The following is a 15,315-nucleotide window of genomic DNA, read 5'->3' on the forward strand; positions in this document are numbered from 1 at the left end:
TAAAAATACACCCCCTAAAATTTTCATCGGATAACCACAAGGGTTTTTCCAATGTCTACTTTAAGGGGTGCACTTCAGGTCGGAGAGGTTTTTTTCATCGAAACCTTATGCAAATTCTGCAACCAGTTTGTCGAAGTCTTCTTGGGACAGACGGATGTCTTGGTTCGCCAAGCCTTCTTCTTTGAAGCCTTTTACGAGCGCTTCGTACGGTTTTTGCTCGGTATTTTGATAGATCAGACCGGTAATCAGGCCTTTGTACTGCATGGAAGTAGACATCGCTTTGATGCGGTCATGCGGATCGTAGCCTTCGATGGTGTCTACCGGCACGATGTTCTCCTTGAACCAGTCGTAGGTGTTCACTTTGTTGTAGGTAACACAAGGGCTGAATACGTTGATCAGGGAGAAGCCTTCGTGTTTGATTCCTTTTTCGATCAGCTCCGTCAAGCCTTTCAGGTCGCTGGAGAACGATTGGGCAACGAAGGTTGCACCAACAGACAGCGCCAACTCCACTGGAGTGATGGAGGACTCGATGGAACCTTGCGGCGTAGACTTGGTCACGAAACCAGTCGCGGAACGCGGGGAGGTTTGACCTTTTGTCAGACCGTAAATTTGGTTGTCCATCACGATGTAGGTGATGTTCATGTTGCGACGGATCGCGTGAACGGTATGACCCATCCCGATCGCGAATCCATCCCCGTCACCGCCAGCCGCGATAACAGTCAGCTCGCGGTTTGCCATTTTCACACCTTGTGCGATTGGCAGGGCACGTCCGTGAATACCGTGGAAACCATAGCAGTTGATGTAGCCGGAAATACGCCCGGAACACCCGATACCAGAAATAACCGCCAGATTCTCAGGCTCCAGACCTACGTTCGCTGCGGCGCGTTGAATCGCCGCCTGGATGGAGAAGTCTCCACAGCCTGGGCACCAGTTAGGCTTTACGTTATTTCGAAACTCTTTCATAGTCGCCATGTTTTACCAGCTCCTTCACTTCAGCATAGATTTCCTTCGGCAGGAATGGGTTACCGTCATATTTCAGCACAGATTGGATTTTTTCAGCGCTTCCTACGTGTTGTTTGATGAGGTTCGTAACTTGTGCCTGGATGTTATGCTCAACAACAATCACTTTTTTCGCTTTGTCCACAAGTGCTTTGATTTGTTCGGTCGGGAATGGATGCAGCAAACGGATTTGTGCATGGTTGACCTTGATTCCCTCTTTTTCCAGACGGCCTTTTGCTTCTTGAATCGTACCGATGGTGGAGTTGATTCCCACTACCAGAACATCCGCATCAGCATGAGGAGCATCGACTGCTACAGGGTTTTTGAACGTTTTCAGAATGCCATCCAGTTTGCGCATACGTTTATCCATTTGTTGGATACGGTTAGCAGCATTCTCGGAAGGACGGCCGGTTTGATCGTGCTCAACCCCTGTTACGTGGTGCAAACCGTATTTTTGACCAGGAATCACGCGTGGAGAAATACCATCTTCGGTTACTTCATAGCGCTTGAACAGGTCGTTTTGCTCTTTTTCCGGCAATTCTTGTCCAGCGAGCAACTTCCCGCGACGGATTTCTACTTTGCTGTAGTCAAATGGCGTAACGGTTTGTTTGCCCAAGGAAAGGGTCAGGTCGGTCATGAGAATAACTGGAAGCTGATATTCTTCCGCAATGTTAAACGCTTCAACCGTATCATAGAAGCACTCTTCTACGGTGCTTGGCGTGATGACGACTTTTGGAATGTCGCCGTGTGTACCATAAATCATCGCATTCACGTCGGATTGCTCGATTTTGGTCGGCATACCGGTGGATGGGCCGCCACGCTGGGTGTTTACGATCACAACCGGCGTTTCCGTAATACCCGCCAGACCGATTGCTTCCATCATCAGAGACAGACCAGGACCTGCAGAAGCTGTCATGGAACGCGCCCCTGCGTAGTTAGCGCCGATTGCCATCGTAATCGCAGCGATCTCATCTTCTGTCTGGATAACGGTTCCGCCGAATTTCGGCAGTTTTTTAATCAGGTATTCCATCACTTCGGAAGCAGGTGTGATCGGATAAGCTGGCATGAAGCGGCAGCCTGCTGCTACAGCACCCAAAGCGATCGCATCGTTCCCGATCATAAACAGTTGTTTTTGCGGGTCAGCCTTTTCCATTTGGAACTCAGGCAGTTGGCCGCCTGTCAGTTCATTTACATAATCAAAACCGCGGCGAATGGCTTCCATGTTCTTTTCGACCACTTTTTCGCCTTTGCGGAGAAACATATCTTCAACGATAGCTCGGTAACTTTCCACTGGAATGCCGAGGATTGCACTGGACGCACCAATCGACACCATGTTTTTCATCAGGGAAGTTCCCAGTTCATCAGCGATCTCAGTTAGTGGTACAGTGAAGAAGCGAACTGGCTTCAACCCGTCCGGCAACTTTGGATTGAATTTCGCATCAGCAATAATGATGCCACCTTCGCGAAGCTCATGCGCGTTAAAATCGATTGTCTCCTGGTCAAATGCTACGAGAATGTCCAGATCGTCGGAGATCGCACGCATTGGCGTTGTACTCACGCGAATCTTGTTGTTCGTGTGTCCACCCTTGATACGGGAAGAGAAGTGACGATAGCTGTACAGATGGTAACCCATCCGGTTCATCGCCATCGAGAAAATTTCACCGGTACTCTCGATGCCTTCCCCTTGCTGTCCTCCAACTTTCCAGGAAAGTTGACTAATCATTCAGATTCCACCCTTTCAGTGACTGTGAGCAAGCTGCCCATCTTATCGGAGAAAGATTGATAAGATGTGACAATTCTGTGCATAGACAGTAACAATTGTAGTCCTGTCCCTGTCAAATTGCAAGTGCTTTTACTCCACTTACTTTTGACCTGAATTTTAATGTTGAACTTGGTACATTAATATCCTCATGTATTATTGTAGCACGTTTCCGAAAACACGCAACCAGTTTCCTTGCACAATTTGCATTGCTTTCGCCGCTTTTTCATCTCTGGGCAGCGCTTATCGCAACCGGGAATGCCTCGCTGCTTCTACAAACAGAATAGCCCCTTTCTTCTCCTTTCATACGCGCTCGTCCCAATCCGCTCTGGTGCAAATCGGGCGGCATAGCTTCGCGCCCCCCTTCTCCTCACACCTCTCGCTCATTCTCGTCTTTTCTAGTATCGTATGAACGCACCGATCATCCGGCATGCGAACGGGAGCAAAACAGGCAAGCACCTGTCTGTCTATCCGATTCCCTCTTTCGCAGTCCGGAAAACCTGCTTGTCGCGCATCGTCTTTTCTATGAAGAAGAAAACAAGGAGCCACGCGTCGGCTTTGGGAAAGCTGGTCCACTCCGGCACCAGCCGCTTCCCAGCTTTTCGCGCCCCGCGTGTGGCCGCCTTTTTTACACACGAAAAAACCTGTTCATTCTTCGAACAAACAGGCAGGCGATTCGTTTGCAGCTTTTATTATCTGGGTTCTACGATTAGCTTGATTGCTGTACGCTCTTCTCCATCAATCACGATGTCCGTAAAGGCTGGAATACAAATGAGGTCAACACCACTCGGCGCTACGAACCCTCGTGCGATTGCTACGGCCTTCACAGCTTGATTAAGCGCCCCAGCGCCAATGGCTTGGATTTCGGCTGCACCGCGTTCCCGCAGAACGCCGGCAAGGGCACCAGCAACGGAATTGGGGTTAGACTTTGCTGAAACTTTTAATACTTCCATCCTTTTTGAACCTCCCGTCTGATAGGAATCCTGTCATCATTAGAATGATATTCGCATAACCCCTAAAAATTCCTCCTAACCCACTTGAAAGATTCAAAAAATTCTAATCTTATGTCCATTATTCCATAAACGGATGGTCTTCGTCAATTCTGATTCGCTCCAATTTTTTCGCATGCCCCGTGGCCTTGTCGAGCGTAATCAGGACGGCGTTCAACTGCGCAGGATCAGGCGCTACTTCAAAACGGACAGGCAGCTGAGTCAAAAATTTGCGGATGACCGCCTCGCGTTCCATCCCGAGAATGCCATTGCGCGGACCGCACATTCCCACATCGCACAAAAATCCGGTCCCTTGTGGCAAAATCCGTTCATCCGCGGTCTGGACGTGCGTGTGTGTACCGACTACAGCCGTGACGCGTCCGTCGAGATACCAGGCCATTGCCTGTTTCTCGGATGTGGCTTCGGCATGGAAGTCGACAAAAATCAGCTTCGTGCGCTTACGGGCCTGTTCCACCAGTTTGTCGGCCATCTGGAATGGGCAGTCGAGCGGCGGAAGAAACGTTCTTCCCATCAAGTTGATGACAGCCAGCTCTCCTTCCGGCTGCTTGATGTATGTAATGCCTTTGCCTGGCGCTCCCGCAGGAAAATTCGCCGGACGAATCAGCCGCGGCTCCCCGTCGATAAAATCGAAAATCTCCCGCTGGTCCCACGCATGGTTTCCCAGCGTAATCGCCTGAACACCGATCTCGAACAGCTCTTTGGTGATCTTCTCGGTAATCCCTCGGCCATGCGCCGCATTTTCCCCGTTGGCGACAAGAAACGTCGGGTTGTATTTTCTTTTCAGCAGCGGCAAGTACGTTTTGACGATTTCCCTGCCGGGCGATCCCATAATGTCTCCGATAAACAAAAGCTTCATGTACGATTCACCTCATTGCTAGTATACACAACTGCTTTGCGATTAGAAAACGTGGCTGCCACGCTTATTGGCGGAGCCCTCATCTGTAGCAGAAAAAAAGTAAAGTGGCCGTCAGCCACTTTACTTTGCATACTCGACCGCCCTTGTTTCACGAATGACTGTCACTTTGATGTGACCAGGGTAGTCCAGTTCATTTTCGATTCGCTTCGTAATCTCCCGTGCCAGACGGGTAGCTTCCGCATCATCAATCTTGTCAGGTTGAACCATTACGCGAATTTCACGTCCTGCTTGAATCGCATAAGACTTTTCTACGCCATCGAACGACTCAGAGATTTCTTCGAGTTTCTCCAAACGTCGGATATAGGTTTCCAAGGTCTCACGGCGTGCTCCCGGGCGTGCTGCAGACAGCGCATCTGCCGCTCCCACGAGCATAGCAATGACGGAAGTTGGTTCGGTATCACCGTGATGAGAAGCAATACTGTTGACAACCACGTGATGCTCGTTGTATTTCTTGGCCAGCTCCACACCGATCTCCACGTGGGAGCCTTCGACTTCATGGTCAATCGCTTTTCCGATATCATGCAGAAGTCCTGCACGTTTGGCCAGCTTCACATCTTCTTTCAGTTCGGCTGCCATCAAGCCGGCAAGATGAGCCACTTCCATCGAGTGCTTCAACACGTTCTGACCATAGCTGGTACGGTAACGCAGTCGTCCCAAAATCTTGATCAGGTCCGGATGCAAGCCGTGCACACCGGTTTCAAATGTCGCTTGCTCTCCGTATTCCCGGATTCGCTCGTCTACTTCCCGGCGTGCTTTTTCCACCATTTCTTCGATACGAGCAGGGTGGATACGACCATCCGCTACGAGCTTATCAAGCGCTGTTTTGGCGATTTCCCGGCGGACCGGATCAAAGCCAGACAGGATGACGGCTTCTGGTGTGTCGTCGATAATCAGATCGATACCGGTTAACGTCTCAAGCGCGCGAATGTTTCGGCCTTCCCGTCCGATAATCCGGCCCTTCATCTCATCGTTTGGCAACGTCACGACAGAAACGGTGGTTTCTGCGACGTGATCGGCTGCACAGCGTTGAATGGAGGTGGTAATGATTTCGCGAGCACGCTTGTCCGCCTCTTCCTTGGCTTGCGTCTCTATTTCTTTAATCATGACGGCCATTTCGTGGCGAACGGTATTTTCCACATCGGTCAGAATGATCGTTTTGGCCTCATCCTGCGTCAACCCGGAAATGCGCTCCAGCTCGGAAACTTGTTCTTTATATAAGTGCTCTACCTTGCTTTGCAATTCTGCGATGGTACGGTCGCGCTCAGCCAGTTCTTCCTCTTTGCGCTCCAACTGTTCCATCTTGCGGTCCAGCGTCTCCTCTTTTTGAAGAATACGCCGTTCCTGACGCTGGATCTCGTTGCGTCTCTCACGCAACTCGATTTCTGCTTCGGAACGAAGCTTGAACACCTCATCCTTCGCTTCCAGCACCTTTTCCTTTTTAACGGCTTCGGCGTCCCGTTTCGCTTCCTCGACGATCTGGCGCGCAGCTTCCTCCGCACTGGAGATCTTTGCTTCCGCAATCGATTTGCGAATGAAGTAGCCAGCACCCAAGCCGATGAGCAGGGCGACGAGCACGATGACAACTGTTACAATTGGATCCATAGGCTTTTTCGTTTCACCTCCTTATGGTAAAAAATCTCCCCGCTTTCCAAGCATTCGTTTTTCATGGAGTGTCGCTTTCGTTTTGCTCTCGCATTCGAACTTTCCCTAAAAAACAAGACCGATTTTACTCGGTCCGCTGAATCCGTACAGCTATCGCACGGTTGTTCAGTTGTTTCATAGGCAACGAGTGAGCAAAGCGCAAAAAGTTATGATACACCAAGTAAATACAAACCTATTTTATTATTTGTGAACAAGAATTGTCAAGATCATGCAAATAGAGTCAATGCTCTCCATCCCTTCTCTGGCGCAATTCTCCCCGAATCTGCTGGACGATGGAATGCGAGAAGCCTTTGCGCATCAGCATGGCCAAGAGTTTTCTCTCCTCGTCAGGAGTCGGCGCGCCCTCGATGCGGCGCGCTTTCTTCTCTACCAAAGCACGCGCCGCTTCCAGTTCAGCCTCTCTGGAAACGCCCTGCACAGCATCCTCTGCGATCGCCTTGTCCACGCCGCGCTGCGCCAGCTCCATCCGCAGCATGTACGAGCTTCGCGGCTTCAGCCGCAGTCTCTCCTCCACCCATTGCTTGGCAAACGCTTCATCGTCTATGTATCCCTGCTCCTCGCAGCGCTGGCAGACTTCATCCGCAACCTGGGCGTCGAAACCTTTTTCCAGCAAGTACGCGTGCAGTTGATGACGCGTACGCGGGCGTATCCCCAAATACTTCAACGCACCCAGATACGCCTTGTGCTTCTCTTCTGCGGCCAGCACCTCGCGATAAAATGCTTCGTCCACCTGCGTACCTTTCAACAGGCTGTACTTTACCAGTATGTCTTCATGTACCGTAAACGCATACTCTCCGTCCACATCTATATGGTAACGCTGCTTTTGCTTGTGATCGCGGTGAACGGCAGTGATTGGGCCGCCCTTCATGGGCTCTCGCTCCTCTCCGACGCTTCCTTTTCAATGTGATAGAACCTGGCAAAACGGCATGGGCTGCAAACGTTTTTTACAGAAAACAGCCTGTCTTATCGACAGGCTGTTGACTTTTCGCTCATCAATCGAGGTCAAATGTTGGCTCTTCCTCTTGCTCCGGATCGAGCACCGGCTCTGCTTCTGGAACCGAACCAGGGTTGAGGCTGAAGTACTCGCGAACTTTTGCCTCAATCTGCGCTGCAATATGCGGGTTTTCTTTGAGGAAGATTTTCGAGTTTTCCCGTCCTTGGCCGAGGCGCTCTTCGTTGAAGGAGTACCACGCACCGCTTTTTTGCACGACGTCGATTTCGGAACCGATATCGAGAATGCTGCCCTCTTTGGAGATCCCTTCCCCGTACATGATATCCACTTCCGCGACCTTGAACGGTGGTGCTACTTTGTTTTTCACGACTTTGATCTTGGTCTTGCTGCCCATGATGTCGTTGCCGACTTTGATCGCTTCGGCTTTGCGGACATCCAGACGCACGCTCGCGTAAAATTTCAAAGCGCGTCCACCAGGCGTCGTTTCCGGGTTGCCGAACATCACGCCTACTTTTTCGCGCAGTTGGTTGATGAAGATGGCGATCGTCTTGGACTTGTTGATCGCACCGGACAGCTTGCGCAGAGCTTGCGACATGAGGCGGGCTTGCAAGCCTACGTGGGAATCTCCCATTTCGCCCTCAATCTCGGCTTTGGGAACGAGCGCCGCTACCGAGTCCACGACAATGATATCGACTGCACCGGAGCGCACCAGCGCCTCGGCAATTTCCAATGCTTGCTCCCCTGTATCCGGCTGGGAGAGCAGCAGTTCATCAATATTCACGCCCAGCTTGGATGCATAGACAGGGTCCAGCGCGTGCTCGGCATCGATGAAGGCTGCTTGTCCGCCTTGTCTTTGCACTTCTGCGATGGCATGCAGAGCTACGGTTGTTTTACCGGATGACTCCGGACCATAGATCTCGACGATCCGACCGCGCGGGAATCCACCTACCCCCAATGCGATATCCAACGCTAACGCACCACTGGAAACGGTAGAAATCTGAACGTTGGACACTTCCCCCAACTTCATGATGGAGCCTTTTCCAAATTGCTTTTCTATTTGACGCAATGCACTTTCCAAAGCTGCGCGACGATCTGACAAATGGTACACACCCTTTCACTTTTCGCATCTCTTTTTGCTTGTCTTCATCATACATCGAGATAGAACCGTTTGCCAAGCATTTTTTACGAACAAATATTCGCATTGAAAAACAGCCATTTCCTGGAGACTTCCAGCGAAATGGCTGTCTGTTTTTCACCTGAAAATGAGAAGCGGCTTAGGAGCGCTTCGCACCGCGCGGTTTTGCCGGCTCCAGGTTGATGCGCTTGCCGTTGATCCGGGTTTGACGGAGCGATTCATAAACGAACGCCGCCACTTCCTCCGGCACTTCCACAAACGTGAAGTTTTCGAAAATGTCGATGCGGCCCACCGCTTTGCCCGGGATGCCTACAGACTCGGAAATCTCGCGAACGAGGTCCTGCGGCTTGATGTTCGCATTGCGGCCTACGTTCAGGAAGAAACGCACCATGCCTTTTGCAGCACCCGTTTCTCCGAAGTTGTACGCTTCTGTCTCCTGCACATGGCCCGCTTCGGTATGGAATGCCAGGTGCAGCGCCGCAGCGGCCACCTTCTCAGCCGGATACTGACCCACGAGCGCTTCCGCTACCTTTTGGTACATATCCGCGATCGCATCGCTTTCCAACAGGCTGGTCAGTTGCTCGCGAAGCTGCTCCTGCTTGCGCTCAGCCACTTCCTCCAGCGACGGAACGTTGCGGGACAGCACTTGTGCTTTGGTCTGCTTCTGGATAAACATCATCTGTCTGACTTCACGCGGAGTCACCAGCGTCATGGCGATTCCCTTGCGTCCGGCCCGGCCTGTACGTCCGATCCGGTGCACGTAGCTCTCCGAGTCTTGCGGAATGTCGTAGTTGATGACGTGGGACACGTTGCCTACGTCGATCCCGCGCGCCGCTACGTCGGTGGCGATCAAAAACTCGATGGAACCTTCGCGGAAAGCGTTCATGACTTTGTCGCGCTGCGCTTGGGAAAGGTCTCCGTGCAAGCCGTCCGCCAAATACCCGCGGGATTGCAGCACTTCGGTCAGCTCATCCACCCCGCGCTTGGTGCGGCAAAAGATGATGCCAAGCTCCACATCCTCGCTGTCGATAATGCGGCACAGGCTCTCTACTTTGTTTCGGTCAAACACTTTGTAATACACCTGTTCGATCAATGGCGCTGTCACTTCCTCGCGGCTGACCGCGATCGTTTGCGGCTGCTTCATGTAGCGGGTAGCCAGGCGCTTGATTTCAGGCGGCATGGTGGCGGAGAAGAGCAGAGTCTGACGCTCTTCCGGCATATGGGTGATGATCGTTTCGATATCTTCGATGAAGCCCATGTCCAGCATTTCGTCCGCTTCATCCAGAACGAGCGTATGTACATGATCCAGCTTCAATGTTTTGCGGCGCAGGTGGTCCATGACGCGGCCAGGCGTCCCCACGACGATCTGTACGCCTTGGCGCAGAGCGCGAATTTGATGGCCGATTGATTGACCGCCGTAGATCGGCAGCGTGCGTACCTTGTTGTATTTGGAAATGCGCAGCAGCTCTCCCGCAACCTGGATGGCAAGCTCGCGCGTCGGAGTCAGCACGATGGCTTGTACCCGGTTGGCCGGAGTAATTTTCTCCACGAGCGGAATCCCGAAGGCCGCAGTTTTCCCGGTTCCGGTTTGTGCCTGACCGATCAGGTCTCCCCCTTCCAGCACTTTCGGGATGCAAGCAGCCTGAATCGGCGATGGCTCTTCGAAGCCCATGTCGTGAATCGCTTGCAAAATGGATTTATGTAAAGGAAAATCAGAAAACATCATCATGAAAACGTCACCTTTCTTTTTGCATTTGCAGCGCGTAAAATAGCGCAAATTTGGCGGCACGCCCCACAATCGCCTGCCGTCTGCCAGCCAGGCGCAATTCTTTTACCACGGTGGGCATCCCTTCTCCCGCAATTCCCACGTAGACAAGGCCAACAGGCTTGCCCTCCGAAGGATCGGGGCCAGCCACACCCGTCACGGACACACCGTATGTGGCTCCCAGCTTCGCCCGCACATTCTCTGCAAGCAGCTGCGCGGTTTGCCGGCTGACCGCGCCGTCCGTATGCAAAACCTCTTCCGGCACGTCAAGCAACTGGTTTTTCACATCGTTTGTGTAGCAGACTACGCCTCCTTGAAAAACAGACGAGCTGCCGGGAACAGACGTAATCAACGAAGCGACCGTGCCGCCTGTACAGCTCTCCGCACATGCGATCGTCTCGTTTCGCTTTTTCAGCTCGCTCACCAATACAGCGTGCAGGGACGAATCCTCTCCCATCCCGTACACATACTCGCCAACACGCTTGCGAATCTCTTCTTCCACCGGCAAAATCAACGCTTCTGCTGCTTCTGCCGTAGCCGCTCTCGCCGTGAGCCTGAGCGTCACTTCAAACTCCTTGGCGTACGGTGCGATCGTCGGGTTGTCCTGCTGTTCGATCAAATCCAGCAGCCGCTCCTCCAGAGCCGATTCCCCGATGCCGTAGAAGCGCAGCACATGGGAATGAAAGACTTGCTTCTCCGGCAACAGGCCCGTCAAGTACGGCATCACATAGCGCTCCACCATCGGGTACAGCTCGCTCGGCGGTCCGGGAAGCAACACGAACGTACAACTGTCATGACGGATCGCCATTCCGGGCGCCATCCCGAAGTCGTTGGAGAAGACATGGCTGCCGGAGAGCACCAGCGCCTGCTTCCGATTGTTCTCCGTCATGACAATCCCACGTTGCAAAAAGAATTGTTCGATTCTCTCCATCGCTTCCTGGTTCGTTTCCAGCCCGACGCCCACGTACGCTGCCACCGTTTCTTTGGTCAAATCATCCTGCGTCGGTCCAAGCCCCCCTGTCAAAATGACGAGATCGGATCGGCCGGATGCGAGCGCAATGACCTGCCGCAATCGCTCTGGGTTATCTCCCACAACCGTATGGAAATAGACTCCCACGCCAATTTCCGCCAGCTTCTGCGAGAGAAACTGGGCATTTGTGTTGGCAATTTGGCCCAGCAAAAGCTCGGTACCTACTGCGATAATCTCCGCTCTCATTTTCCTCATCCATTCTCTTTGAGAGTAGAAAAGCCTCTAACCAAACAGTTTATCACCGATAGTCGCTCCCGAGAAGAGGCTTGTGAAAAAAGAGACCAATACCCGCCATTACGAGTATTGGATGACGTTTCGATTCTTCGCAAAGTAGTCGTACCCGGAATAAAGCGTGATGACAACCATGGCCCACGTGGCCACCTCGTCAAACGGAATCCCGAAAAATTCAAAGGGAAAGTTGCGGATCATGACAGCGGTAATCGCCACAATCTGAACCCATGTCTTCAGTTTACCCAATGCGCTGGCAGCAATTACCTGTCCTTCTGCCGCAGCAACCAGGCGCAAACCTGTTACGGCAAATTCCCTGCTGATGATGACAATCGCGATCCACGCTTCGAGACGCTGCATCTCCACGAGGGAAATCAGCGCTGCCGAGATCAGCAACTTGTCTGCAAGCGGGTCCAGAAATTTCCCCAGATTCGTCACGATCTTGCGTTTGCGAGCGATGTAACCGTCGAGTCCGTCCGTACTGGCTGCTAGGATAAACACCAAAGCCGCAATCAGCTCGTTATACGTCATCGTCAGGCTGCCAATGGAAAATGTCCCGATGTTGTAACGCACCAGCAGAAAAAACATGACTACCGGCACCAGGAAAATCCTGGCGAGGGTGATGCGGTTGGCGAGATTCACCTAGACTACCTCCCCGGCCAAATCGTATTCATAGGAGTGTGTGATCTTGACTTTTACGATAGAGCCTAATTTGCCTTTGAACCCCGATACGAATACCTCCCCGTCAATTTCCGGGGCGTCGTATTGCGTCCGGCCTACATAAATATCGTTGCGTCCCTCGTAGCGTTCAATGAGAACGTCCAGCACCTGGCCGACGAAGCGGCCGTTGCGATCCCCCGCAACCTCGCGCTGAATTTCCATCAGCATGTTCGCGCGCTTTTCCTTGACTGCTTCGTCAACATGATGCGGCAAACGGGAAGCAGGAGTGTCTTCCTCATTGGAATACGTAAACACGCCCAGTCGGTCGAAGCGAATGTCCTTCACAAACTCGCAAAGACGCTCGAAGTCTTCTTCGGTCTCTCCGGGGAAGCCTACGATCAGCGAAGTACGGAGCGCTACATCCGGCACCTGCGCCCGGATTTTCGCCACAAGCTCGCGAATATCCGTTTGTCGGCCCGGACGGCGCATTTTTTTGAGGATATGGTCTTCCGAGTGTTGCAGCGGCATGTCGACGTATTTGCACACTTTTGGATTGGTCGCAAACGTGTGGATCAACTCGTCTGTAAAAAAGCCCGGATAGGCGTAGTGGAGACGAATCCACTCGATTCCATCCACTTCCGCCAGACGGTTCAACAGCTCTGGCAACATCAGCTTTCCATCGTAAATGTCTGTACCGTAGTTCGTGGAATCCTGAGCGATCAGACTCACTTCCACAATCCCCTGTGCAGCCAGATGGCGCGCCTCTTCGACAATGGATTCCATCGTCCGGCTGCGGAAGCCACCGCGCATCAGGGGAATACTACAGAAGGTACAGGCATTGTCACAGCCCTCGGCAATTTTAATGTATGCAGAGTACGTGCCTTTCTTCACCTTCCGCTTTACGACATCTTCGTACGTAAAGATCGGGTTGCCCACAAAAATCGGACGTTTGCCCTCCAGCGATTCCTCGATAATCTCCGTAATCGACATAAAATCGCCTGTTCCGACAATGCCGTCCACTTCGGGAATCTCGTTCAAGATATCCTCTTTGTAGCGTTGCGTGAGACAGCCTGCCACCACAAGCGATTTCAGCTTGCCGGTTTCCTTCAATTCGCCCATTTCCAGAATCTTGTTGACAGATTCCTCTTTGGCCGCATCGATGAAACCACAGGTATTGACGATGACCACGGTTGCTTCTTCCGGATTGTCAACCAGTTCATAGCCTTTTTCATCTATCAGATGAGCCATCATGTCCGAATCGACGAGATTCTTTTCACAGCCCAGCGTAACAATCGCTACTTTTTCTCGCGTACCTACCTTCTCTGCCATCCTTTTTCCTCCAATTGGTCACACCAGCCCATATTACACCTATCCAGTATAATATAAGCCTAAAGGAAGTGTCAAAAGAGACGAAAGTACGAAAGGCAAGCATGATGCTTGCCTACTGCGCTGCTGCTTCTTTCATTTTGATGGTGATGTTCGACGGCATAAACTTCATCTTGGACGTATCGACCACCGCTCCGTTGACCGTCAATTCGACAACGGTCGGCTTTCCGAGACGCACATACGCCGATTTCCCCAATTCAATCGTGATTTCTTCTTTTGCGCCCTTGCGCAGTTCGCCTTCCTCGACGTACTTCTTGCCTTTTCCTTCCGATACCCCGAACCAGCTTCTGTCTTCCTTCACTTTCAGATGAACCGTCATTTTTTCTCCACCCTGCAGAGAGTAATTGTACATGGAACCTTGCTGCGATTCGAACGTGATTGTCGCCTGAGAAGTGCCCTCACCAGGCTCGGGTGTCGTCGTTCCCGGCTCAGGGGGAGGCGTGACAGTAGATGGCGGTTTCGGCTGCTGCGCGATCGGCGAGGTGGAAACCCCTCCACCGTTGTCCGGAGTGACGATTTCCGCTCCAGGAGTGACGGTTCCGCTCGGTACAGGCTGCGTGAAGGTATTACCGTCGTGATTTACCGCTGCGATGTAAATAACGCCGATAATCAAGGCAATGAAGAGCACCAGTAAGGTTTTGGTGACCCATCGTCCCGCCTGCAGCGGATTATTCGCGGATGCCACTCTCCTGCGACGCAGTCTTTCCGCTTGCTCCGTAGGTGGCTGGGCTGGCAAATCGGCCTGAAAATGCGTCAGGATGTGATTCGGGTCGAGACCGACGGCTTCCGCGTAACTTTTTATGAACGCACGCGCGTAAAAGTGGCCAGGAAGTACATGAAAATGACCTCTTTCAATGGCTTCCAAATATCGCCGCTGTATCTTGGTGATTCGTTGGATGTCGTCGAGCGTGATTCCTTTTTCTTCGCGGGCCCTTTGCAGGACTTGACCTAGCTCAGACACAGCTGCCCCTCCTTCATTCATGTCATGTCAAAATTATCAAAGCCGCGATTGTTGATCAGCTCGTATGTAATCTCCTCATCTGGATGGTGGCGAAGTTCAATAATGTAGTGGAAATCAGACATTTCGTACTCCGACTCCCGCACAAAAATATCCGGATGCTCAATGATTTTCGCGGCAGGAAAGTTCATAATCTCCCGAAGCAGGGTGTAATGCTTCTCTGTCGATCGCAGCGTTGAAACAATCCCATCTATCAAATATACATGATCAGGAGACATTTCATCAATGGCTAAGGAGCTACGAACCGTTTGCCGCAACAAGGTCGAGGAAATGAACGTCCAGCGCTTGTTCGCCGAAACACTGGCGGCAATCATCGATTCCGTCTTCCCTACCCGCGGCATTCCCCGGATGCCGATTAACTGATGGCCCTCTTTTTTCAAAATCTCGGCCATGAAGTCTACCAGAAGGCCCAGCTCGTCACGGACGAAGCGGAACGTTTTTTTGTCCTCGCTGTCGCGCTCGATGTACCGGCCATGCCGAACGGCAAGACGGTCGAGCATGGTCGGAGGACGCAGCCTCGTTATGGTTATGTTGTCCATTTTTTGCACAACGTTGCGCAAAACCTCCATCTTTTCATCGTCGTCCGTCAAAAGCAGCATGCCGCGCCGCATCGTATCCACGCCGTTGATCGTCACGATATTGATGTTCAACATCCCCAGAATAGAAGACACGTCCCCCAACAAACCCGGACGGTTGCGGGCAATTTCGTACTCCATGTACCATTCTTTTTTCGCGTCCATATCCAATCCTCTCCGCCACCCAAAATGATCTTCTTCTGTAGTATATCACGTTCGT

The 15,315-nt window shown here is 52.0% G+C and carries 13 protein-coding genes; all 13 read right to left on the bottom strand.

Going from position 1 to position 15,315, the window contains the following annotated elements; translation table 11 throughout:
• Window positions 1-105: 105 nt before the first annotated feature.
• The 13 genes from ACTHO6_RS09165 to ACTHO6_RS09225 all read right to left on the bottom strand — a co-directional run bounded on the left by ACTHO6_RS09165 (window position 106) and on the right by ACTHO6_RS09225 (window position 15,260).
• On the bottom strand, window positions 106-972 hold the full coding sequence (locus ACTHO6_RS09165; RefSeq protein WP_005835614.1) for a 2-oxoacid:ferredoxin oxidoreductase subunit beta: 867 nt from the start codon (window positions 970-972) through the stop codon (window positions 106-108).
• The gene (locus ACTHO6_RS09170; protein WP_440241235.1) at window positions 944-2,722 is read right to left on the bottom strand and encodes a 2-oxoacid:acceptor oxidoreductase subunit alpha; all 1,779 of its coding nucleotides are present in this window, start codon (window positions 2,720-2,722) and stop codon (window positions 944-946) included. The genes ACTHO6_RS09165 and ACTHO6_RS09170 overlap by 29 nt, the downstream gene beginning before the upstream one ends.
• A gap of 728 nt (window positions 2,723-3,450) precedes the next feature.
• Window positions 3,451-3,711, bottom strand: a complete 261-nt coding sequence (spoVS, locus tag ACTHO6_RS09175) for a stage V sporulation protein SpoVS (RefSeq protein ID WP_003385776.1) — start codon at window positions 3,709-3,711, stop codon at window positions 3,451-3,453.
• Window positions 3,712-3,829: 118 nt separating this feature from the next.
• On the bottom strand, window positions 3,830-4,624 hold the full coding sequence (locus tag ACTHO6_RS09180) for a TIGR00282 family metallophosphoesterase (protein ID WP_440241236.1): 795 nt from the start codon (window positions 4,622-4,624) through the stop codon (window positions 3,830-3,832).
• Window positions 4,625-4,744: 120 nt separating this feature from the next.
• Window positions 4,745-6,286: a ribonuclease Y gene (gene rny / locus ACTHO6_RS09185; protein WP_440241237.1), complete on the bottom strand. Its 1,542-nt coding sequence runs from the start codon at window positions 6,284-6,286 to the stop codon at window positions 4,745-4,747.
• A gap of 280 nt (window positions 6,287-6,566) precedes the next feature.
• A complete protein-coding gene (locus tag ACTHO6_RS09190; protein WP_440241238.1) occupies window positions 6,567-7,214 on the bottom strand; it encodes a RecX family transcriptional regulator in 648 nt (215 codons plus the stop codon).
• A 124-nt stretch (window positions 7,215-7,338) separates the two neighbouring features.
• Window positions 7,339-8,397 (bottom strand): recombinase RecA, encoded by a 1,059-nt coding sequence (recA, locus tag ACTHO6_RS09195; protein ID WP_440241239.1) that lies wholly within the window; start codon window positions 8,395-8,397, stop codon window positions 7,339-7,341.
• 175 nt (window positions 8,398-8,572) lie between these two features.
• Window positions 8,573-10,162, bottom strand: a complete 1,590-nt coding sequence (locus tag ACTHO6_RS09200) for a DEAD/DEAH box helicase (protein WP_440241240.1) — start codon at window positions 10,160-10,162, stop codon at window positions 8,573-8,575.
• 7 nt (window positions 10,163-10,169) lie between these two features.
• Window positions 10,170-11,414 (bottom strand): competence/damage-inducible protein A, encoded by a 1,245-nt coding sequence (locus tag ACTHO6_RS09205; protein ID WP_440241410.1) that lies wholly within the window; start codon window positions 11,412-11,414, stop codon window positions 10,170-10,172.
• Between the two features lie 108 nt (window positions 11,415-11,522).
• Complete coding sequence (gene pgsA / locus ACTHO6_RS09210; RefSeq protein ID WP_005834099.1) at window positions 11,523-12,098, bottom strand: CDP-diacylglycerol--glycerol-3-phosphate 3-phosphatidyltransferase; 576 nt, start codon at window positions 12,096-12,098, stop codon at window positions 11,523-11,525.
• Window positions 12,099-13,445, bottom strand: a complete 1,347-nt coding sequence (gene rimO / locus ACTHO6_RS09215; protein WP_440241241.1) for a 30S ribosomal protein S12 methylthiotransferase RimO — start codon at window positions 13,443-13,445, stop codon at window positions 12,099-12,101.
• Between the two features lie 112 nt (window positions 13,446-13,557).
• Window positions 13,558-14,463 (bottom strand): helix-turn-helix domain-containing protein, encoded by a 906-nt coding sequence (locus tag ACTHO6_RS09220; RefSeq protein ID WP_440241242.1) that lies wholly within the window; start codon window positions 14,461-14,463, stop codon window positions 13,558-13,560.
• 17 nt (window positions 14,464-14,480) lie between these two features.
• A complete protein-coding gene (locus ACTHO6_RS09225; RefSeq protein WP_440241243.1) occupies window positions 14,481-15,260 on the bottom strand; it encodes a DUF3388 domain-containing protein in 780 nt (259 codons plus the stop codon).
• Window positions 15,261-15,315 lie beyond the last annotated feature (55 nt).

The organism is Brevibacillus sp. SAFN-007a (genome assembly GCF_051967035.1).
Lineage (GTDB): Bacteria > Bacillota > Bacilli > Brevibacillales > Brevibacillaceae > Brevibacillus.